Here is a 21,769-nt window from a genome sequence, read left to right as displayed (position 1 = left end):
CAGCAAAAGCTCGACCCGGCGCGTTATTCACAGCGCCGAAAGGTCGATCGCCTGCAAAAGCGACGGAGCGAAGCCGGCAAAACTCAGCAAAGCGGGCAATTTCAAGGCAAAACCCTGGAAGCCGTGATCGCCGCCCCCTTCGATGCGCAGAGCGCAGGCCCGATAAAATGCCTGGGCACGCCGATAATCCAGCGTCTCGTCACCGGTCTGCAACCACACCTGAATGCGTTGCGGATCCTGCGGGGCGGGCACCTCAAGCTCTGCCAGCGCGTCGACATGATCATGCGTCAGCTCCCAGCGCTCGCCGGTGTACAGGTTTTGTTGGGTGCCCAGAAAACCGTCGAACAACTGATGCGGGTTGACTGCAGGGTTGATCAGCACAGCCTTCAGGCCATGGCGCTCAGCCAGGTGAGTCGCATAGTAGCCGCCGAGCGAGCTGCCGACCAGTAATGGCCGACCGCCTAGTTCCTGGATCGCCGTCTCCAGTTGAGCGATGGCCTGACGCGGATGATGATGCAATTCAGGCACACGCAATTGCTCGCTCAACCCCAGCGTTTGCATGAGGGATGAGAGTTGCGTGGCCTTTTTCGACATCGCCGAGCTATTCAGGCCGTGGATGTAAAGCAGAGTGGAGTGATCCAGGTTCACGAAAATGTCTCCTGCCAATACCGCCGAACACCGTAGAAGCCAACCCCTACAGGCCGTTTCAAAGCTGCGCAGTTTACAGGGGTTTGCGGCGAAATCAGGAAACTTCCTTCAATACCCGGCGCCACTGAGGTCGACGTCGAACAGGTCCGGATCGACGCGCGACACACCGGTTTCAATCCGCCCGTCCTCGAACAACCGCAACCAGCGATAGCCGGGCGCTTTCGAATCCAGGGCAAAGTCTTCGCTATTGGGCGCGAACTGGATGCAGGTCGAAGGTGAGGCCATTAGGCGCAGGCCGTGGTGCATCTGGTCGAATTCCTGATGCACGTGGCCCCAAAGCAAGGCCCGGGCTTGTGGAAAACGCTCCAGCACCGAGAACAGCGCTTCCGGGTTGCGCAGCCCGATCGGCTCCATCCACGCCGCGCCAATCGGTACTGGATGATGGTGCAGGCAGACCAGATGATGACGTTGCGGCGCTTCACTCAGGGCCTGCGCCAGCAATTGCAGCTGTTTGTCTTCCAGGTAACCGGGCACCGAGCCGGGAACGGCAGAGTCCAGCAGGGTGATGCGCCAGTTTCCTATGTCCACGACAGGCTCAAGAAAGTCACTCTGCTGAGCGGCAATCGCCATTTCCCGAAGTTCGTCGTGATTGCCGGGCAGCCAGCGCTTGGGAGCGGACAGTCGCTCACTCGCTTCGCGAAACGCCTGGTACGACTCGACGGAACCGTCCTGAGACAGATCCCCCGTGGCGAGCACCAGATCGATCTGCGACTGCTCTTCGAGCACCTTATCGACAACGGCCTTGAGGCTGTCGCGCGTGGCCATGCCCAGCAGCGCGCCATCCGCTTCGGCGAACAAGTGGCTGTCGGACAGTTGCACCAACATGACAGGGGACGAATCAGAGGCTGCGCTCGGCAAAGGCCATCTCCTTGAGCGGGTATGGCCGGATTATGGTGTTTGATTGGGGTAACGGCAAACCCGGAATAAGGGCGCACTTCTCATTTATGCGAGAGCGTCGTTATTGGGCGAGAACACTGTGGGAGCGAGCCTGCTCGCGAAGACTGACTCTCAGGCGCTAAATCGGGTGCGAATGGATCGGGCTCATCCCGTGACAACGGCCCTGACAACGCAGTTTCACAGGTGACTCGACAGGCCAGGATCAGCGAACCGCCTCAAACTCGTGCCCGCACGCCAGGCAGTGACTCAACCATTCCCCCAGAAACACATTGAGCTGGGCCTTTTCGTCCGGCTGATGCATGTCGGCATTGGGGTACGGGTAGATACCGCGGAAACGTCGTGCGTGTTCGGCGCCGATGACTTCGGCCATGCGCGCGTCGTGGTAGACCTGCACTTCCAGCACGGGGACTGGAAGCCACGGAAGGCTGTGTTCCTGGCGCACCAGCAGGGTCGAGGTGTACGGACAGTTCTGCACCACCTCAACCGCCAACACGCCCAGCATCTGATCGCCCTGGGTGACGGCCACCCGGCGGGAGCGTTGTTCGTTGCGCATGTCAGGCAACAAACGCATCAAGCGCGCGTAGTTCGCCTCACAGGCTGCCTGCAGCCCGGCAAGGTCGACACGGTAGCGCTCGCGCAGAAGATTCACGACCACAGCCCCCTGATTTCGGCGCGATTGAGCGCCAGCCACTGTACTGCGATGATAGTTGCCGCATTGACGATGCGTCCGTCTTTCACGGCTTGCATCGCGTCATCGAACGACCAGACCGACACCCGGATATCTTCGGCCTCTTCTTCCAGCCCGTGTAACCCACCGGCCCCCTCGCTTTCGCATTTACCCAGGTACAGATGCACGAACTCGTTACTGCCACCGGGCGACGGAAAGTACTTGGTGATTGGCCACAACGCGCTGAAGACAAGCCCAGCTTCCTCCTCTCCTTCGCGGTGAGCAACCTCTTCGGGCTGTTCTTTTTTGTCGATCAGGCCGGCCACCATTTCGATCAGCCACGGGTTTGGATGCTTGCCGACCGAACCGACCCGAAACTGCTCGATCAACACCACTTCGTCGCGCTTTGCATCGTAGGGCAGCACGCAGACAGCGTCATGCCGCACAAACAGTTCACGCTTGATTTCCGGGCTCATGCCGCCGTCGAACAGCTCATGGCGCAGGTGCAGACGGTCCAGTTGATAGAACCCTTTGAAGCAGGTCTCGCGCTGGGTGATCTCGTGCTTCGTTGGTGTCGATTTAGTCGTATCAGTCATACATTTTCTCACTGCTGAGCACTTGAGCCTTCGCGCCATCCTAACGTGCCAACACGCCGGATGCAGCCCCTCGTTCGGGCAAAACAGGCCGTCAGGGTAGACGACGGCACGCGAAAGGCACTCTAATCCGTCCAGTGGCGAACTGATTGCGCCACTCGCAGTCGAAGCTGGTTGCCGTTGCTGCCAAGTGATGGCCCTTTATGCCAACGCCAAGGATCAACATGTCGTTTCTGAAGATCATTTCCATGGCCTGCCTGGCCCTGATACTGGGCGCCTGCCAGAGCCTTTTTCAGCCCAACTATCGCAGTCCGCTGACCGTTCAGCGCGACGCATCCGAGCTTGTCAAACCCGGCTGCAGCACGGACGACTGCCCGCTGGTAAACATTGACACGGTGCACTTCCCGGACGAGCCGAAACTGGACGCCATTACCCAGCGCACGCTGCTGCAACTGACCCGCAGCGACACCGATGGTCCGGTGCCTGCAACGCTCAAGGATTACCAGGAGCAATTCCTGAGCCGCGCCCAGCCACGCAACAGCAGCTATCTGCAGGCCAAGGTACGCGAGCAGCATGACGGTATCGTGGTGGTAGAGCTGTCGAGCTATCTGGACACCGGCGGCGCTCACGGCAATCCGGGCCGCGCCTTCATCAATTACTCCCGCCAGCAGCAACGCGTCCTGACACTGAGCGACATGCTGGTGCCCGGCCAGGAAGCCGCGTTCTGGGACAAGGCCGAACTCGCGCACAAGGCCTGGCAGATCAGCACCAAGCTGGACAAGGACACTGAGTTCCAGAAGATGTGGCCATTCAAGCGAACTTCAAACGTCGCCCTGACGTACGGTGCGGTGATCCTGAAATACCCGGTCACCACGATTGCCCCGTACGCCATGGGCCACATCGAGCTGAAGATTCCGTACCCTCAGATCAATGGCATCATCAAGCCGGAACTGTTCCCCGGCCGGAGCTGATCGCCTTGCTCAGCAGCAGTTGCAACACGCCAGCCACGATCAGGGCTGGCAGTGTTGCACCGACGTCAGGGTACAGATTCGCCAACAGGTGATAGGTGGCAATGCCGCCCACCCAGGCCAGCAAGGTCATCCAGCGTAATCCCGTTGTCGCGGCGCCATGACTGCGACGGCGCAGGATGAAGTGATCGACCAGCACCACGCCGAACAGTGGCGCGAACACCGAGCCAATCAGTAGCAGGAAGTTCTGGTATTGCGCCAACGGCGCGAAGCAGGCAATCAACGTGCAGAGAATGCCGATGCCCAACGCCAGATGCTCAACCTTCGCTTTCAACAGAATCCCGCTGGAGACCGCCGCCGAGTGAATGTCGGCAAACGCGTTTTCCGATTCGTCGAGCAGGATCAACAGCAATGGAATGCCCATGCCCGCTCCGGCCAGCGCCAGCAGTAGCGCATTCGCTTCCCCGCTCGGCGCGAACGCCAGGGTGTAGGCGACGCCCAGTGTCATCAGCCAGAAGTTACCCAGGAAAAAGCCCAGCACGGTGCCGCCGAAGATGCCGGTCGCGCGCTTGCCGAAGCGGGAGTAGTCGGCAATCAGCGGTAACCAGGAGAGCGGCATGGCGATGGCGATGTCGAACCCGACGGCGAACGGCAACGAACCGTCTCCGGCGCGTGCCCACAACGCCGACAGGTCAGCTTTGGCGAACAGATTCCAGGTCAGCCAGACGCATGCGGCGAGCAGCAACCAGATGCCCCACTTACGCAGGATCTGCCGCACGAAGGTAAGCGGTCCGCTGACCGCGAGCAGGGTGGCGAGCGCGCCGAAGATCAGCGTCCACAGCAGCGGGTTGGCCCACAGGCTGGTTTCTGAAAAAGCACCGGCGCCAAGCAGACTGGCCGCATCGCGCATGACGATGATTTCGAATGAGCCCCAGCCCACCAGTTGCAGCAGGTTGAGCACCGCAGGCAGCGCCGCGCCTTTGCTGCCCAGACTGAGCTTGAGCGCAGCCATGGACGACAAGCCGGTGTCACTGCCGATCACGCCGACCGCCGCGAGCAGCAGAACGCCGACCAGGGTGCCTAGGAAGATCGCCAGCATCGAGCCGGACATGCCCAGCCCCGGCGCCAGCAACGCGCCGGTCTGCAAGACCATCAGGCCGATGCCCAGAGAGAACCAGAGGGAAAACAAGTCGCGCCCGCCAAACACGCGCTTGGCGGCCGGGACGGGGATATCAGGTGAGTAAGTGCCGGGTGTGTTCACAGGGTGTGATCTCAGAGGAGCATTGCTATTGGGTTAACGCCATCGACCTGCTGATGATCGTTCCCACGCTCCGCGTGGAAATGCATGCCCGGACGCTCCGCGTCCCCTGTGACGCGGAGCGTCACCAAAGGCATTACCACGCAGAGCGTGGGAACGATCAATCAGACTTTCTTGTAAAGCTGACTGCCTTCCTGCCTGAACCGCTCGGCCTGTTCGCGCATCCCTTCAGCCACCGACAGATCCACCGCTTCGATCTTCTGGTTGGCCGCGTATTCGCGGACTTCCTGGGTGATCTTCATCGAGCAGAATTTCGGCCCGCACATCGAGCAGAAATGCGCGACCTTGGCCGAATCCTTCGGCAGGGTTTCGTCGTGATAGGAACGCGCCGTGTCCGGGTCCAGACCGAGGTTGAACTGGTCCTCCCAACGGAATTCGAAGCGCGCCTTGCTCAAGGCGTTATCCCGAATCTGGGCGCCCGGATGCCCTTTCGCCAGATCCGCGGCATGGGCCGCGATCTTGTAGGTGATGATCCCGGTCTTCACGTCGTCCTTGTTCGGCAGGCCCAGGTGTTCCTTCGGCGTGACGTAGCACAGCATCGCGCAACCGAACCAGCCGATCATGGCCGCGCCAATGCCCGAAGTGATGTGGTCGTATCCCGGCGCGATGTCGGTGGTCAGCGGGCCGAGCGTGTAGAACGGCGCTTCGTCGCAGCATTCCAGCTGCTTGTCCATGTTCTCTTTGATCAACTGCATCGGCACGTGGCCCGGGCCTTCGATCATGCATTGCACATCATGCTTCCAGGCGATCTTGGTCAGCTCGCCAAGGGTTTCCAGCTCGCCGAATTGCGCTTCGTCGTTGGCGTCGGCAATCGACCCCGGGCGCAAACCGTCGCCCAGCGAGAAGCTGACGTCGTAGGCCTTCATGATTTCGCAGATGTCGTCGAAGTGGGTGTAGAGGAAGTTTTCCTTGTGATGCGCCAGGCACCACTTGGCCATGATCGAACCGCCGCGACTGACGATCCCGGTGACGCGCTTGGCGGTCAGCGGCACGTAGCGCAGCAGCACGCCCGCATGGATGGTGAAATAGTCGACGCCCTGCTCCGCTTGCTCGATCAGCGTGTCGCGGAACAGCTCCCACGTCAGGTCCTCGGCCACACCGCCGACCTTCTCCAGTGCCTGGTAAATAGGCACGGTGCCGATCGGCACTGGTGAGTTGCGGATGATCCACTCGCGGGTTTCGTGAATGTGTTTGCCGGTGGACAAGTCCATCACGGTGTCAGAACCCCAGCGAATGCCCCAAGTCAGTTTGGCGACTTCTTCTTCGATGGACGACCCCAGCGCGCTGTTGCCGATGTTGCCGTTGATCTTCACCAGGAAGTTACGGCCGATAATCATCGGCTCCAGCTCAACGTGGTTGATGTTCGCCGGAATGATCGCGCGGCCACGGGCGACTTCCTCACGCACGAACTCAGGGGTGATCTCTTTCGGAATGCTCGCCCCGAAACTGTGACCGGCGTGCTGCTGCTTCAGCAGTCCGGCGGCGCGCGCCTCTTGCAGCTTCATGTTTTCGCGGATCGCGACGTATTCCATCTCGGCGGTGATGATGCCCTGACGCGCATAGTGCATCTGGCTGACGTTCGCACCGGCCTTGGCCCGGCGCGGATTGCGCACATGGGCGAAGCGCAGCTTGGTCAGTTCGGCATCGGCCAGGCGCTGCTGACCAAAGTTGGAGCTCAGACCGTCAAGACGTTCGGTGTCGCCACGGTCGTTAATCCACGCCGAGCGCACATCGCCCAGGCCTTTGCGCACATCGATGATGACATTGGGATCGGTATAAGGCCCCGAGGTGTCGTACACGCAAACCGGTGCGTTGATCTCGCCCCCGCTCTCTGTTCCTGAGAAACCAGTCGGCGTGACGTCCAGGCTGATCTCACGCATGGGCACGCGGATATCGGGACGGGAACCCTGAACGTAGATTTTCTGTGAGCGGGTGAACGGTTGAACCGACCCCGAATCGACTTGGGCGGACTCACTCAGATTCGCGTTTTGTAGTTTTGTACTCATCACGGGCTCTCCGGACATCATATTGCGGCGCAATGGATTGTCGGAGCTTGAGCCTGATTCGAACGGACGGAGGCACCCTGAGACAACACGGATGCTGAGAATCGAATAACGAGGGCTGTTCAGAAAATGAACGAAGACGACCCCGGACGACACTCAAGAGGACTCGCCGGGAGACGAGAAATCTTGTTCCCTACGCAGGCGCTAACCTGATCAGGTTCAACGGGATCCGGATTATCCGATCTCAGCCTCATATCAAGGCACCCCGACAAGAACGGCGTCAGTCTAGTCGCGCGACAGGGCAAACGCCAAGCGCGGAATTCAAACGCGCGTTAAATGGTCGTTTTACCCGATTGTTGCGGCAATCTTCTGGAACTACACTCGCTACGCGGCGCCAAAGCCGTCTGGATCCGTTCTGGCGACAACTATTACTAGGGAATGTCTATGCTGCGCAAACTTTCACTGGCCATTGCCGTATCGTGTGCTTCGAGTGCGATGGCCGGGGCAGCCGACATGCCGCTGCCGACCAAAACCGGTCTGGTCAGCGTCTATCAGGAAGCGGTGAACAACAACGCCGATCTGGCCGCTGCCCGCGCCAGCTATGACGCCCAGAAAGAGATCGTCCCGCAGGCCCGCGCCGGGTTGCTGCCGAACATTTCCGGCGGCGCGGATGTGAACAATACCCGCACCAGCATCGACGAGCCGTCTGCGGTCATCAATCGCAGTGGCACGGTGTATCGCGCGACCTTGAGCCAGCCGATATTTCGCGCCGACCGCTGGTTCCAGCTCAAGGCCGCCAAAGACGTGAACGAGCAGGCCATGCTGCAACTCTCGGCCACGGAGCAAAACCTGATTTTGCAAAGCGCCGAGGATTATTTCTCGGTCCTGCGCGCGCAGGACAACCTGGCCTCGACCAAAGCCGAAGAAGCCGCGTTCAAACGCCAGCTGGATCAGGCCAACGAACGCTTCGATGTCGGCCTCTCGGACAAGACCGACGTGCTTCAGGCTCAGGCCAGCTACGACACGGCGCGTGCCGCGCGGATCGTCGCCAAGCGTCAGGTTGACGATGCCTTTCAGGCCCTGGTGACCTTGACCAACCGCGAGTACAACTCTATTGAAGGCATCGTGCACACCCTGCCCGTGCTTGCGCCCTCGCCCAATGACGCCAAGTCGTGGGTCGACACCGCCGCTCAGCAGAACCTGAATCTGCTGGCCAGCAATTACGCCGTCAGCGCCGCCGAGGAAACCCTGCGTCAGCGCAAGGCAGGCCATGCGCCGACGGTCGATGCGGTGGCCCAATACGAAAAAGGCGACAACGACCCATTGGGATTCAACAACCCGAACTACACAGGGCGGGATTTCCACGGCAGTGTCGAACAACGCACCATTGGCCTGCAGGTGAACATCCCCATCTACAGCGGCGGCCTGACCAGTTCGCAGGTGCGCGAAGCCTATGCACGCCTCGGCCAGACAGAACAGCAACGCGAAGGCCTGCGCCGCCAGGTGGTGGAAAACACGCGCAACCTGCATCGCGCGGTGAACACCGACGTCGAACAGGTTCAGGCACGCAAACAGTCGATCATCTCGAACCAGAGCGCGCTGGAAGCCACGGAAATCGGTTACCAGGTGGGGACTCGCAACATCGTCGATGTGCTCGATGCACAGCGCCAGCTGTATGCGTCGGTACGCGATTACAACAACACCCGCTACGACTACATCCTCGATAACCTGCGCTTGAAGCAAGCGGCCGGAACGTTGAGTCCGGGGGACTTGCAGGACCTTTCGCGCTACCTCAAGCCCGACTACAACCCGGACAAAGACTTCCTGCCGCCGGATCTGGCGAAGGAAGCGGCGAAGAATTTCGAGCGGCCTGCGGAGCGTTGAGTCGGTTACTCGCTGCTATTCAGGCGAGTAATGCAGCCTCTGTAGGAGCCGGCTTGCTGGCGAATGCGGAGGATCAGCGACGGAAATGTCGGCTGACACACCGCATTCGCCAGCAAGCCGGCCCCTACGGGTCCTGCGCAAGGGGCATCAACGGGGGTCAGATCAACCGCCCGATCCCGTCCAGCAATTTCTGCAACGCGCCCTGATTGGCCTTCATGACGGCCAGTCCGGCATGAGCCATGGCCTTCGCTTGTTCTGGCTGCTCGATCAGGCGCTGCACCGTCGCCGCCAATCCCCCTGCGTCACTGACCTCCTCCAACGCCCCGGCATTGCGCAGCATCGCGGCGATTTCCAGAAAGTTGAACAGGTGTGGGCCGCTCAGCACGGGCTTGTCCAGCGCGGCGGGCTCCAGCAGGTTATGGCCGCCATTGGGCACCAGGCTGCCACCGACGAAAGCGATGTCAGCCAGGGCATAGAGAAACAGCAGCTCGCCCATCGTGTCGCCAACCAGAACAGCGGTTTCGCTGGTCACCGGTTCGGCCGTGGAGCGACGCACACTCCTGAATCCTTGTTGCTGGCTCAACTCGAAAACGCTGTTGAAACGCTCAGGGTGACGCGGCACCAGAATCAGCAGCGCGTCAGGATGGCTCGTCAGCAGCTCGCGGTGAGCGGACAACACGACCTCGTCTTCCCCCGCATGCGTGCTGGCAGCGATCCAGACCGGACGTTGCGCGGTCTGCCACGCTTCGCGTTGCTGCGCCGCACGCTCCAGTAATTGCGGGTCGATGGTCAGGTCGAACTTGATCGAGCCTGTCACAGTGACACATTCCGGCCGTGCGCCGAGGTCGCGAAAACGCTGCGCTTCGGTTTCGGTTTGCACCGCGATCAGGCTCATTTCAGCCAGCATTGGTCGTGTCAGCCCGGCGAAGCGGCCGTAACCCCGCGCGGAGCGCTCTGACAGCCGCGCGTTGGCGAGCACCGTCGCGATCCCACGCTTCGCACACTGATGAATGTGATTCGGCCACAGTTCGGTCTCCATGATCACGCCGACTTTGGGCTGGACATGATCGAGAAAACGCCCCGCCGCCCATGGAAGGTCATACGGCAAATAGCAATGCTGAACGCGCGGTTCGTTGGCGAACATCGACCGGATGCGCTCCGAGCCGGTCGGCGTCATGCAGGTGATGGTGATCGGCAGCTGTGGATAGCGTGCCAGCAAGGCCCGAATCATCGGCGCGGCCGCGATGCTCTCGCCCACCGACACCGCGTGGACCCAGATGCCGCCAGGCTGCATCGGCGGCAGCCGGAGGGCAAAACGCTCACCGATGCGTTGCGCGTAAGCAGGCGCCTTGCGAGCGCGGAGCCACAGACGCAACGCAATCAAAGGCAGACCAAGGTGAAACAGGACGGTATAGAGGGTTCTATTCATGGGCGCGGAGTTTATCAGCCAATGGCCTTCAGATGATGAGTGAAACATTCGGCCAGCCAACGCGCCGCCGGTCCTAATGGCTCGTCACGCCGCCAGACCATCTCAACCACCAGTGCCGGGGGTGTCCACTCGCTGCTCAACTCGATCATCTGGTTCTGATAAGCCGGGTATTGGACAACGTGACGCGGCAGCCAGGCCCAGCCCAGACCGCGCATCAGCAGTTCGGCCATGACGTAAAAGCTGTCGGCGCGCCACACGTGCGGGCTCAACGGTTCACCTCCGGGGTAACCACTTTGTTGTGGCGCGATCAGCAATTGCCGATGCCGCGCCAGTTGCTGGCGGGTGATCAGCGGTTCGTTGACCAACGGGTGATCGACCGCACAGACAGTGACCATCTCCACACTGCCCAACACCCGCCGTTCGAGCGCTTCAGGCATTTGTTCGTGATGAAAGAGCAGCCCGAGGTCGGCACGCCGCTCCACCAGCTTGCGCGCGACATCGCCCTGGGCGGCGCTGGCCAGTTGCACCTCGACGTCGGGAAAGCGCTCATCCAGGGCCTCAAGGCTGTCGAGCACGGGCTGGTAAGGCATGGCCTCGTCGTGGGCCAGTCGCAGCCGCGCTTCCTGCCCGCGCATCAATGCCAGCGCCCGACCGTCAAGACGCTCACACTGGCGTAACAGCTCTCGTGCCTCTTCCAGCAGCGCACTGCCCGCTTCAGTCAGGCGCGGCTGACGACCGCTGCTGCGGTCGAACAGGCTCACGCCAAGGTCGGTTTCCAGCAGGGCAATCGCACTGCTTACTGCGGATTGCGCACGCCGAGAGGCCCGCGCTACCGCGGAAAACGAGCGCTGTTCGGCCACGCTGACAAACAGCCTGATCTGTTCAAGACTCCATTGCATGACCATGCAACCTATCTACCATAGAGATGGGTAATGACTTTACCCCATCCGGGCAACCTCTAGAATCCGCAGTCATTGAAGAGGAGCTTTGATCATGTCTGCCTACTACCTGCTCGCCATCGCCATCTGCGCCGAAGTCGTCGGCACCGTTTCCATGAAAGCCGTCAAAGGCCTGAGCACGCCGCTGCCTTTACTGCTGGTGATCGTCGGTTATGCGGTGGCGTTCTGGATGCTCACGCTGGTGGTGCGCAGCATTCCGGTGGGCGTCGCCTACGCGGTCTGGGCGGGAATGGGCATCGTCATGGTGAGCATCGCTGCATTGTTCATCTACGGCCAAAAACTCGACCTGCCCGCCATCGCCGGCATGGCACTGATCGTAGCGGGCGTCGTGGTCATTCAGTTGTTCTCAAAAACAGCGGGGCATTAAAGGGAGGTCATTGAAAAGCGGCTTCCCCTATAATGGCGCCATTCGTTTCGCCATTTGAGGTGCTCATGCCATCCGCCATTTCCACTGACGTTCTGATTGTCGGCGCAGGCATTGCCGGTCTCTGGCTCAATGCCCGCCTGCGTCGGCAGGGCTTCTCGACAGTCGTGGTGGAAAGCGCCAGCCTCGGCGGCGGGCAGACAGTCAAATCCCAGGGGATCATTCACGGCGGCGCCAAATATGCGCTGCATGGGGCATTGTCAGGCGCCTCCGAAGCCATAGCCGACATGCCGCGCCGTTGGCGAGAAGCCTTGTCCGGCAAGGGTGAGTTGAACCTGTCCGGCGTACGACTGCTGTCCGAGGCCCACTATCTCTGGTCGCCCGGCACCATCGCCGGCAACCTCACCAGCTTTTTCGCCAGCAAGGCGGTGCGTGGCCGTGTCGATCAGGTCAAAGGGAGCGACCTGCCGCCCGCCCTTCAGGACCCGCGATTCAAGGGTAAGGTTTACCGTCTTGCCGAGTTGGTGATCGACGTCCCGAGCCTGATCGAAAAACTTGCAGAACTGGCCGGCGACAGCTTGCTGGCAGGCGAGAAGATCGAACCGCTGCTGCACGACGGAGAACTGGTCGGCCTGCGCGTCGACGGGCGTGACATCCATGCCCAGCGAGTGGTGTTGAGCGCAGGTGGAGGTACCGCTGAACTGCTCCAGGCGCTGAACGTCAGCCATCCCGCCATGCAGCGGCGTGCGCTGCACATGGTCTTGGTCAAAGGTCCGACGCTCAAGCCGCTGTACGCACACTGCCTGGGCGGTGGCCCCAAGCCGCGCATCACGGTGACCACGCACCCGGCGGCCAACGGCGAGTGGGTCTGGTACCTGGGCGGCGATATTTCCGAGGCGGAAGGCGTCGCTCGGTCACCGGCCGAGCAAATCGCTGCGGCTAAAAAAGAACTCTCCCATTTGCTGCCTTGGGTCGACCTCAGCCAGGCACAGTTCGCCACGTTGCGCGTGGACCGTGCCGAGCCACAACAAACCGGCCTGGTCCGCCCGGACAACGCGTTCCTCGATGTACAGGGCCGGCTGATGGTGGGCTGGCCGACCAAGCTGGCGCTGGCGCCGGACTTTGCCGATCGTGTACTGGCCGCGCTGTCGCGGGACGACATTCACCCGATCCCGCAACCGCCCTGCAAGGACCTGCCCAAACCGCCCCTCGCCAAGCCTGTCTGGGATGTCCTGCTGCCATGAAAACCCTGCACGATCTGCATCGCCCCTTGGGCAGCCTCGGCATCAGCGTCTCGCCCATCGGGTTGGGAACGGTCAAGCTGGGGCGCGATCAGGGCGTCAAATACCCCAGCGGCTTCACGATCCCGGACGACCATGAAGCGCAGATGTTGCTCAAGCAGGCGCGGGATCTGGGCATCAACCTGATCGACACCGCGCCCGCCTACGGTTGCAGCGAGGAGCGCCTGGGGCCGCTGTTGCGCGGCCAGCGTCAGGACTGGGTCATCGTCAGCAAGGTCGGCGAGGAGTTCGAAGCAGGCCAGTCACGCCACGACTTCAGTGCCGCACACACGCGTTTTTCCGTGGAGCGCAGTCTCAAGCGCCTGGAAACCGACTTCATCGATCTGGTGCTAGTGCACTCCGACGGCAACGACCTGCATGTCCTGAACCACTGTGATGTCTACCAGACGCTGGCCGACCTCAAACGCGAAGGCAAGATTCGTGGCTTTGGCTTTTCCGGTAAAACCGTCGAGGGCGGTCTGCTGGCGTTGCAGGAAGGCGATTGCGCGATGGTCACCTACAACCTCAATGAACAAGCCGAAAAACCGGTCCTCGACTACGCTGCTGCACACCACAAAGGGATTTTGATCAAAAAAGCCTTGGCCAGCGGGCACGTTTGCCTGAGTCCCGGTGTCGATCCAGTACAGGCCAGTTTCGAGTTGTTGTTTAAGCATCCTGGTGTCACCGGTGCTATCGTCGGGACCATCAATCCGCTGCATCTGGCCCATAACGTGGCAACTGCCGCTGAAGTGATTCGCCGTCGAGCCTGATCCGGGCGGCCGACCCCAACGCAAGAAGGAGCCGATATGCCGAGAACCCTGATTCGGAAAAACCCCAGCAACTTCAAAACCCTGCCGCTATTCGTCGAAGCCACTCCCGAAAGTCTGAGCTACCAGAGCGTCGGGATGCCGCTGAACTTCTCCCAGACCCTGCTGCGCCGCCGCAAGATCGAGGTGGAGAACAGCGAGCGTTTTTCCACCGAACTGGCCAACCTCGGGGTGTCGGTGCGGCTGACCCTCAACTGGCAGAATCGCGACTACTGGGTGCTGGTGCGTCAGCGTCGCCAGGACCGCGGCGATGTCGTGCTGAAACTGATTTCCGGTTACGTCCCGGCACATGAGCTGAACCTGCCGCTGCACACCGCGATTCAGGAAGTGGCCGAGGAATGCCTGATCGAAACACCGCAAGGCTGGCTTGGCGGGCGTTTCAACGACACCTGGCTGCCTGCGCCTTATGCCGCTGCGCTTCATTATCGCGAAGCCATGCCGTTTCGTTTGAGCCCGCTGTCGGGTGCCGCACGGCCGGTCCGGTGCGGCAGCATGACGTTGATCGAGCGCCCTCGCGCTTACGTTCACTTGCCGACCGCGTCGTTGCAACTGATCTACGACATGCGTCTGGAGGTCCCGAAAGAGGCCCGCCCGCTGAGCCTGTTCCACGTGGACGAGGTACTGGAAAACGACCAACTCGTCGCGCGGCTCAACCGCAGCAAACCGGATCTGTACTTGATGCCGCTGGAAAACGGCTCGCCATTGCCAGAGCTTTACACCCTCAAGAACGACAAGCTGTCCCCGGCAGGCACGCGCGGCCTGTATCTGGCTGAAAGCTTTGCCGCTCAAGACGGGTGGGTGGTGAGGGACGAGCGAATTCGCTGGAAGGATTGGCTGTTACAACAAGGCATGACACCGCCTAAACCGAAGAAGACCGGCATCAAGCGTCGTCTTAAAGTGGGTGCCAGGCAGCTGTTGCGTATCGCGCGCCAGAAGCTGCATAAGTCCTAGGCGATCCCGCTCCGTATGCTGCATATATCCCTGTGGGAGATTCAATGGTTCTCAAACCAGTGATGTCGGTGCGTGTCTTGAAGGTCGCAAAGCCTGACAGCACGCGCCACATCCCGGATGACGCAGAGCGTCATTGAATGGGTTACCACGCGGAGCGTGGGAACCATCAGCAGCGCAAAGCGCGCTGTGGCTTTTGATCTTCATACCGCAGCAGCCCATACACCGCAAAACGCGACTTGGGTGCAGGCTGAACGCAGGCGATGCGGAGTGGGTCGAGCGGCATGGATGCCGCGAGAGCGCCGTCAGGACATGGATGTCCGTTCGGCGCGGGCCCACGGAGTGTCGTCGGAGTGCGGGTACCCGACGAAGTCGGGCCTAACCAGGAGCCAGACACTTGGTTACTTGGTGTCTTTTCAAGTAACCCGCCGAAGGCGGAACAGTTTGGCCGTTAGGACAAACCAAACCATTAGCGTCACCCCAAATAGTGGAAATGCACATCATCCAAGCGAGCTTGCTCGCGAATCGGTCGGCACATCCGCCGCATCATGGCAACCCGGACCGAGAATTCGCGGGCAAGCGCGCTCCTACAACAAAGCGTGCTGATTTACTGCCCGCGAATCTTCTCGACAATAGCCGTGGTCGAGCTGTTCGCCACCAGGCCCAGCACACGCACTTCCCCGCCATACGCCTTGACGATCTCGGCGCCAACCACCTGATCGACACCGTAATCGCCGCCCTTGACCAACACATCGGGTTTGACGTGAGTCAGCAGGTTTTCCGGTGTGCCTTCAGGGAAACTGATCACCCAGTCCACGGCACCCAGACCCGCCAGCACCGCCATTCGCCGGTCCACGCTATTGATCGGACGGCCCGGTCCCTTGAGGCGGCTGACAGAGGCATCGTCGTTGACCGCGACGATCAGACGATCACCTTGAGCCCGCGCCTGTTCGAGGTAAGTCACATGTCCGGCGTGCAGGATGTCGAAGCATCCGTTGGTGAAGACGATCTTCTCGTTGTGCGCACGCGCATCGTCGATGGCCAGCAGCAACTGATCCAGGCTCAGCACGCCGCGTTCCGAACCTTCGGCTCGCTGAATGGCGCGACGCAACTCCGGCGCACTGATGGCAGCGGTACCCAGCTTGCCGACAACGATCCCCGCCGCCAGATTGGCCAGCGCTACGGCATGGGGCAACTCTTCACCCGCCGCAATGGCCGCCGCCAGGGTAGAAATCACCGTGTCACCGGCACCGGTGACATCGAACACCTCGCGAGCACGGGCGGGCAAATGTAGGGCTGGCTGTCCGGGACGCAACAGCGTCATGCCGTGCTCCCCACGGGTCACCAGCAACGCGCCCAGCTCAAGCTCCGCCATCAGTTGTGCGCCTTTGGCGACCAACTCGGCTTCATCGACACAATGTCCGACGATGGCTTCGAATTCACTCAGGTTGGGTGTGATGACGCTGGCGCCACGATAGATCGCAAAGTCCTTGCCCTTCGGATCGGCCAGGACAGGGATACCACGGTCACGCGCCGCTTTGATCAACACCTGATGGTTCTTCAGCGCGCCTTTGCCGTAGTCGGACAGCACCAGGACCTTGACGCCGTCGAGCAGCGAATCCACCTCTTCGCTCAGCGACAGCGCGTCGGTGGCGAAGGGTTCTTCGAAGTCGATACGCAGCAGTTGCTGGTGACGGCTCATGACCCGCAATTTGACGATGGTGGGCTGGTGGGCAATGCGCTGGAAACGAGCCGTGACACCGGCAGCCTCAAGGCTGTTGCTCAGGCTTTGGGCGGCCTCGTCCTGGCCGGTCACGCCCACGAGTGAAGCCTTCGCGCCCAGGGCGGCGATGTTCAACGCAACGTTGGCGGCGCCGCCCGGACGGTCTTCGATCTGATCGACCTTGACCACCGGCACCGGGGCCTCAGGCGAAATTCTGGAGGTACCGCCATGCCAGTAGCGGTCGAGCATGACATCGCCCACTACCAGAACTGGTGCCTGATCGAAACGCGGCATGGACAACTTCATCGAACAACCCGTAACTAAGAATGAACAGGGGCGGAATCTTAGCACAGGGTTTGCGAAGGCTTGACGCCTTGGGAAAAAGTCGATGTAACAGCGGGTACACGGCTGAAGAAAGGGAGCCGCCTGAACCAGACCGCTCCCTGTGCCAAAACGCCCGGCCGGATCGGCGCGTTAAACGGCACCTGCCGGTGCTGGTTCTTCCAGTCCCATCGCATGAAGGCGAGCGTAGTAGCCGTTCTGTGCCAGCAACTCAGAATGGGTGCCACGCTCCACGATACGCCCCTGATCCATCACCAGAATCATGTCCGCGCGCTCGATGGTCGACAGTCGGTGAGCGATGACCAGCGTGGTGCGTCCCTTCATCACATGGTCGAGCGCGGCCTGAATATGACGCTCGGACTCGGTGTCCAGCGCGGACGTCGCCTCGTCGAGAATCAGCAACGGCGCGTTCTTCAGCAGTGCGCGAGCAATGGCCAGACGCTGACGTTGTCCACCGGAAAGCAGCACGCCGTTTTCACCGACCTGAGTGTCGAAGCCTTCCGGCAGTTGCTCGATGAATTCTTTCGCGTAGGCATCGGCGGCGGCGGCCTCGATGTCGGCACGCGGCGCCCCCGCCAGATCGCCGTAAGCGATGTTGTTGGCCACGCTGTCGTTGAACAGGGTTACGTTCTGGTTCACCTGAGCCACATGCCTGCGCAGGTTACGCAGGCGATAATTTTCAATCTCAACGCCGTCGAGCAGGATCTGCCCCGATGTGTGGTGATAGAAGCGAGGAATCAGGTTCGCCAGGGTGGACTTGCCGCTGCCGGACCGCCCGACCAGTGCAATCATCTGACCCGGCGCCGCCGAGAAGCTGATGTCATGCAGCACCTGACGCTCGGTCTCAGGGTAGGTGAAGTTCAGATTTCGAACCTCCAGACGCCCCTCGACGCGAGCCAGCTCGACGGTACCGGTATCGACTTCCGGTTCCACATCCAATTGTTCAAAGATGCTTTCTGCGCCTGCAACCCCCTTCTGGATCGTCGAGCTGACTTCAGACAGCTGACGGATCGGCTTGGGCAGCAAGCCCGCAGCGGTGATGTAGGCCACCAGATCACCGGCAGATGCGTCGCCCCTGAGCCACAGGACGAGGAACATCAGCACAGCCATGGCGGTGTAGATCACCAGTTGCAGCATGGGCGTGTAGACCGCGCCGGTCTTGGTCATGCGCAGTTGCCGGTCGGTATTGCTGGTGCTCGCCTTGGCGAAGCGCTCTTCTTCGTACTTCTCACCGCCGAAGCTGCGAACGACGCGATAGCCTTGAATCGTTTCCGATGCCACGTGGGTCACATCGCCCATTGCCACCTGGATCTTTTTGCTCTGCTTGCGAAACTTCTTGCTGGAGCTGCCGACCATGAACGCGATCAGTGGCAGGATCGCCAGCATCACGATGGTCAGTTTCCAGTTCATCCACACCAGATAAAGGAACAGGAAAACGATGGTCAGGCCTTCGCGGATGACGACCTTGATCGCGTCGGTCGCCGCGCCGGTCACCATGGTCACGTTGAAGGTGATCCGAGAAATCAGATGGCCGGAGTTGTGCGTATCGAAATAGCGGTTCGGCAAGACCAGCAGCTTGTTGAAGAGCTGGACGCGCAGGTCATGTACCAGGCCCAGAGAGACCTTGGCCAGAAAGTAGTTACCCAGATAAGACCCCAGGCCTTGCCACGCTGCAATCAGTACGATCAGCAACGGCACGGCCTGCAGCAGCTTCAGGTCCTTCAGATAGGGCACATTGGGGAACAAGGCCGCTTCAGGGTTGGTCAGGCCGTCGACAAAATACTTGAGGATGCCCGCCAGCATCGGCTGAGTGGAGGCAAAGATCACGAAACCCACGATGCTGAGGAGAAAGATGCCCACGTAAGGCTTCACGTAGTTCAGCAGTCGAAAATAGATTTTCAGGCTGGAGGATTCGCTTTTTTCTGGCGTGCTCATAGTCATCGATACGGTAAAAAGAGCCGAAATACTAACACACGGCTTGAGCATTGGGCCTCAGAAGGCTGGCTGAGGTATCATGGCCGCCATTTTCGAAGGAGCCCGCATGCGCGCACTCGCCTACTCTGACTACCAAGCCTTACGCAGAGATGCCGAAGTCATAGAAGCCGACTTCTTCGGAGACAAGGTTTTACGCTTGGCCGATGGCAACTTCATGAAGCTGTTCCGGCGCAAGAGGCTGATCTCGTCAGCCGCCTTCTTCCCTTACGCGAAACGCTTCGCCAACAATGCATCCACCCTTCGCAAACGCGGCATCCCGTGCCCACACGTCCTCGCCACCTACAGGGTCAGCGACATCGCGCGCGATGTCGTCCACTACGAGCCGCTGCCGGGCAAAACGCTGCGCCAGCTTATCGCCGAGACCGACCACTTCAATGACCCCGCACTGATCGGACAATTCGGACGCTTCGTGGCCGAACTGCACAATCAGGGGATCTATTTCCGTTCGCTGCACTTGGGGAATGTGGTGATGACCCCCGATCACACCCTGGGGCTCATCGACATCGCCGACATGAAGGCCCTGCGCCGGCCCTTGCGCAAGAGCCTGTGTCTGCGCAACTTTCAGCACATGCGCCGTTACACCCACGACCACGCATGGTTGCTGCAGCGCAACGGTGAGCTGTTCTTCGACAGCTATATCGAGCACAGCCAGCATCAATGGAAACACCAGACACTCCATGAGCACCTGGCGTTGGCCGATAAGGCGTGAGGTTTAACCGACGACCGGCTTTTTCTCGGATTTTCCAAGGCACAGCGACAGGACGAACGGCATCCATACCACCATCCACATCGCGCGCGCCCGACCAAACACGGTAAACACATCAAACTGCTGCGCCACGGTTGCGAACACCCAGATCATCAGGATCGTCATGCCCAACGCTTCTGCGCGGTGGCGCCAGGCTCGCAGGCCCAGCCAGAACCACAACCATACCCAGAGCACGGTAAAGGGCACCCCGTATTGCACAGCGGTGTCGAGAATCATGTTGTGGCAGTGCCCATAGACCACCCCACCGGCCGAAACTTCATAATCGCTGCTCAGACCGATACCCAGCCACGGGCGTTGCTGAATCAGGTCGATTGCCCCCCTGATGAGAATGCTGCGCTCGGAATCCCCACGCAGAAATAACGACGGCTCCAAGAAGGCAAATACCACGGCGGCGGCCAGCGCCAGAACCCCCAGGACACGGTAGAAGCGTCCACCGCCGAGGAGTACGACGACGGCGGCAACCGCCATCAGTGACACCATCGCCCCCCGGCTGCCGGTGAGAATGACGAAGGCCACCGAACACGCCTGGAGCACCGCCCAGATAACACGCCCACTCAGCTTCTGTGGCCACCAGGTACAACTGAGCACGATGAGCGCAGCGATCGTATAACCGGCGGGATTGGGGTTATCCATAAATCCGCCGAAGCCGTACATGCGATCGATGCTGCGCATGGGATAGGCAATCAGCGCCGCGAGCGAGTAGATACCGGCCATCCCGCCCCAGATGATCATCATGGCCTGCAGCGGGCGGTTGAAGGTGCGCCCCCAGACAATCCACCCCAGGATCAGCAGAAGGAAAAACACCTCACGCTTGATAATCGTGAGGTATCGCTCTGCGTCATGACTCCAGGACAGCGAAATCAGTGACCAGAGAAACAGCAACAGGAACAGCCAGAGTTCGCGCCGGTTCAGCACGGTGTGGCGAAACTCCGAGAAATAACGCGCCACCAGATAAAAGCCAGGCAAATAGACAAATGCCGTGAGCAGCCAGCTATAGAACTTCATCGTCGGGGTCAGCAGAACCCCCGCGACGCTCCAGAACAAACCGAAGGCCAGCAACACCCCGGCAATGCCCAGGTGGTCGACTATCGAGCGCATCTGCGCACTTCCCTGTGAAACGACCCTGCTTATCAATTGCTGATCCTGTAAAGGCTGATTCACCGCGCACCTTTGGGTTTGCCATATTTAAAAACGAAGTGCCTGAATCTCTTCCATGTCAGGCGATTCCAGCGATGAACAGGAACGCTGGCGAACAAGCTGCGCGCGAACTTCTTGTCGGCGACAACCGACTCTTTCAGGGCCTTGTTGATGATCGCCAGACGTCCGGCCTCGTAAGCAGGATTGTCCTTGTAGGCCTCGATGACCTTCAGGTCGTAGATCAACTGACTTTTGTACGCCGTCTTGGAGATATTCGTGTCGTGCCGACGGTAGAGCGTTACCCTGTCGGGCAGGATGTCGACCTGGTAGCCCACTTCAGCGACGCGCAAGGTCATCTGAAAATCCTGCACCTTGATGGTCGGGTCATAGCCGCCCACCTTGTCGATCGCTGCCCGCCGGTACATGGCCACCGGGGCGCCCACCGCGTAAGCATCGGCGAGTAACTGATCGAAGCTCCAGCGCTGGACTTGAGGGTTGACCATCGGCTTGTGCTTGAGCGGTTTGCCTTTGGCATCGATGTAGATGACCTTCGCGCCCAACAAACCGACTTCGGGGTGTTCCTGCATGTAGCTGACCTGACGACGGATCCGCCCGGCCAGCATGACGTCATCGGAATCATGGGTAATGATGAATTCGCCACGCGCGTGACTCAACGCGTTGTTCAGCGCGGCGCTGACGCCCATGTTCTCTTGCTGATAGAACTGAAAGCCATGAACCTTGCGCAGCGCTTCGATTTTCTCCGCGCTGTGGTCGGTGGACCCGTCATTGACGACGATGAGCTCGAAATTGTCGTAGTCCTGCTGAAGGATGCTGAGCAGGCATTCCTCGATGTACAGGTCGTGGTTGAAGCACGGCACCAGTACCGAGACTAATGGCCACTTCATGCGCGCACCCGATCACTGGCTTGCGGACGCGCACTCTTAGCCACCCCTGGGAAACG

Annotated in this window: 19 protein-coding genes and 1 riboswitch; of the genes, 7 read left to right on the top strand and 12 right to left on the bottom strand. The window is 60.5% G+C overall.

Features of this window, described 5'->3' with window-relative positions; all coding sequences use genetic code 11:
- Positions 1–27 precede the first annotated feature (27 nt).
- The 4 genes from BMY73_RS15010 to BMY73_RS14995 all read right to left on the bottom strand — a co-directional run bounded on the left by BMY73_RS15010 (position 28) and on the right by BMY73_RS14995 (position 2,868).
- Positions 28–594 carry a YqiA/YcfP family alpha/beta fold hydrolase gene (locus BMY73_RS15010; protein WP_062379666.1) on the bottom strand — a complete coding sequence of 189 codons (567 nt, stop codon included), beginning with the start codon at positions 592–594 and terminating at the stop codon, positions 28–30.
- A 162-nt stretch (positions 595–756) separates the two neighbouring features.
- The gene (gene cpdA, locus BMY73_RS15005) at positions 757–1,566 is read right to left on the bottom strand and encodes a 3',5'-cyclic-AMP phosphodiesterase (protein ID WP_092408052.1); all 810 of its coding nucleotides are present in this window, start codon (positions 1,564–1,566) and stop codon (positions 757–759) included.
- Positions 1,567–1,807: 241 nt separating this feature from the next.
- Positions 1,808–2,260 (bottom strand): DUF1249 domain-containing protein, encoded by a 453-nt coding sequence (locus BMY73_RS15000; RefSeq protein WP_062379081.1) that lies wholly within the window; start codon positions 2,258–2,260, stop codon positions 1,808–1,810.
- Complete coding sequence (locus tag BMY73_RS14995) at positions 2,251–2,868, bottom strand: NUDIX domain-containing protein (protein ID WP_092408050.1); 618 nt, start codon at positions 2,866–2,868, stop codon at positions 2,251–2,253. Before BMY73_RS14995 ends, BMY73_RS15000 begins: the two co-directional genes overlap by 10 nt.
- A 221-nt stretch (positions 2,869–3,089) precedes the next feature.
- Between BMY73_RS14995 and BMY73_RS14990 the strand changes: the two genes are divergently transcribed.
- The gene (locus tag BMY73_RS14990; RefSeq protein WP_092408048.1) at positions 3,090–3,836 is read left to right on the top strand and encodes an RsiV family protein; all 747 of its coding nucleotides are present in this window, start codon (positions 3,090–3,092) and stop codon (positions 3,834–3,836) included.
- Here the strand turns inward: BMY73_RS14990 and cytX are convergent.
- Positions 3,805–5,094, bottom strand: coding sequence for a putative hydroxymethylpyrimidine transporter CytX (gene cytX / locus BMY73_RS14985; protein ID WP_092408046.1), 1,290 nt, complete (start codon positions 5,092–5,094; stop codon positions 3,805–3,807). The genes BMY73_RS14990 and cytX overlap by 32 nt on opposite strands.
- A gap of 161 nt (positions 5,095–5,255) precedes the next feature.
- Positions 5,256–7,157: a phosphomethylpyrimidine synthase ThiC gene (thiC, locus tag BMY73_RS14980; RefSeq protein WP_092408044.1), complete on the bottom strand. Its 1,902-nt coding sequence runs from the start codon at positions 7,155–7,157 to the stop codon at positions 5,256–5,258.
- A 170-nt stretch (positions 7,158–7,327) separates the two neighbouring features.
- A riboswitch (TPP riboswitch) is annotated at positions 7,328–7,432 on the bottom strand.
- Between the two features lie 166 nt (positions 7,433–7,598).
- On the opposite strand from thiC, the gene BMY73_RS14975 reads away from it, so the two are divergent.
- Positions 7,599–9,038 (top strand): TolC family outer membrane protein, encoded by a 1,440-nt coding sequence (locus tag BMY73_RS14975; RefSeq protein WP_092408042.1) that lies wholly within the window; start codon positions 7,599–7,601, stop codon positions 9,036–9,038.
- 157 nt (positions 9,039–9,195) lie between these two features.
- On the opposite strand, the gene waaA is transcribed toward BMY73_RS14975, so the two are convergent.
- Together waaA and BMY73_RS14965 are read right to left on the bottom strand one after the other, a co-directional pair.
- A complete protein-coding gene (gene waaA / locus BMY73_RS14970) occupies positions 9,196–10,467 on the bottom strand; it encodes a lipid IV(A) 3-deoxy-D-manno-octulosonic acid transferase (protein WP_092408040.1) in 1,272 nt (423 codons plus the stop codon).
- Between the two features lie 14 nt (positions 10,468–10,481).
- Positions 10,482–11,372, bottom strand: a complete 891-nt coding sequence (locus tag BMY73_RS14965) for a LysR family transcriptional regulator (RefSeq protein WP_092408038.1) — start codon at positions 11,370–11,372, stop codon at positions 10,482–10,484.
- A gap of 88 nt (positions 11,373–11,460) precedes the next feature.
- Between BMY73_RS14965 and BMY73_RS14960 the strand changes: the two genes are divergently transcribed.
- The 4 genes from BMY73_RS14960 to BMY73_RS14945 all read left to right on the top strand — a co-directional run bounded on the left by BMY73_RS14960 (position 11,461) and on the right by BMY73_RS14945 (position 14,848).
- On the top strand, positions 11,461–11,793 hold the full coding sequence (locus BMY73_RS14960) for a DMT family transporter (protein WP_092408035.1): 333 nt from the start codon (positions 11,461–11,463) through the stop codon (positions 11,791–11,793).
- Between the two features lie 65 nt (positions 11,794–11,858).
- Positions 11,859–13,034 (top strand): NAD(P)/FAD-dependent oxidoreductase, encoded by a 1,176-nt coding sequence (locus BMY73_RS14955; RefSeq protein WP_092408120.1) that lies wholly within the window; start codon positions 11,859–11,861, stop codon positions 13,032–13,034.
- Positions 13,031–13,840, top strand: coding sequence for an aldo/keto reductase (locus tag BMY73_RS14950; RefSeq protein ID WP_092408033.1), 810 nt, complete (start codon positions 13,031–13,033; stop codon positions 13,838–13,840). Before BMY73_RS14955 ends, BMY73_RS14950 begins: the two co-directional genes overlap by 4 nt.
- 36 nt (positions 13,841–13,876) lie before the next feature.
- A complete protein-coding gene (locus BMY73_RS14945; protein WP_092408031.1) occupies positions 13,877–14,848 on the top strand; it encodes a metal ABC transporter ATPase in 972 nt (323 codons plus the stop codon).
- A gap of 604 nt (positions 14,849–15,452) precedes the next feature.
- Here BMY73_RS14945 and hldE read toward each other — a convergent pair.
- Positions 15,453–16,874 carry a bifunctional D-glycero-beta-D-manno-heptose-7-phosphate kinase/D-glycero-beta-D-manno-heptose 1-phosphate adenylyltransferase HldE gene (gene hldE / locus BMY73_RS14940; RefSeq protein WP_092408029.1) on the bottom strand — a complete coding sequence of 474 codons (1,422 nt, stop codon included), beginning with the start codon at positions 16,872–16,874 and terminating at the stop codon, positions 15,453–15,455.
- 168 nt (positions 16,875–17,042) lie between these two features.
- The gene (gene msbA / locus BMY73_RS14935) at positions 17,043–18,845 is read right to left on the bottom strand and encodes a lipid A export permease/ATP-binding protein MsbA (protein WP_062379102.1); all 1,803 of its coding nucleotides are present in this window, start codon (positions 18,843–18,845) and stop codon (positions 17,043–17,045) included.
- A gap of 106 nt (positions 18,846–18,951) precedes the next feature.
- Between msbA and BMY73_RS14930 the strand changes: the two genes are divergently transcribed.
- A complete protein-coding gene (locus BMY73_RS14930; RefSeq protein WP_139214234.1) occupies positions 18,952–19,614 on the top strand; it encodes a BUD32 family EKC/KEOPS complex subunit in 663 nt (220 codons plus the stop codon).
- A gap of 3 nt (positions 19,615–19,617) precedes the next feature.
- On the opposite strand, the gene BMY73_RS14925 is transcribed toward BMY73_RS14930, so the two are convergent.
- On the bottom strand, positions 19,618–20,769 hold the full coding sequence (locus BMY73_RS14925) for an O-antigen ligase family protein (RefSeq protein WP_092408027.1): 1,152 nt from the start codon (positions 20,767–20,769) through the stop codon (positions 19,618–19,620).
- A gap of 59 nt (positions 20,770–20,828) precedes the next feature.
- Positions 20,829–21,713 (bottom strand): glycosyltransferase family 2 protein, encoded by an 885-nt coding sequence (locus BMY73_RS14920; protein WP_092408025.1) that lies wholly within the window; start codon positions 21,711–21,713, stop codon positions 20,829–20,831.
- Between the last annotated feature and the right edge of the window lie 56 nt (positions 21,714–21,769).

Source organism: Pseudomonas sp. NFACC02, from assembly GCF_900110765.1.
GTDB lineage: Bacteria > Pseudomonadota > Gammaproteobacteria > Pseudomonadales > Pseudomonadaceae > Aquipseudomonas.
This window is presented reverse-complemented; position numbering and strand designations above follow the sequence as displayed.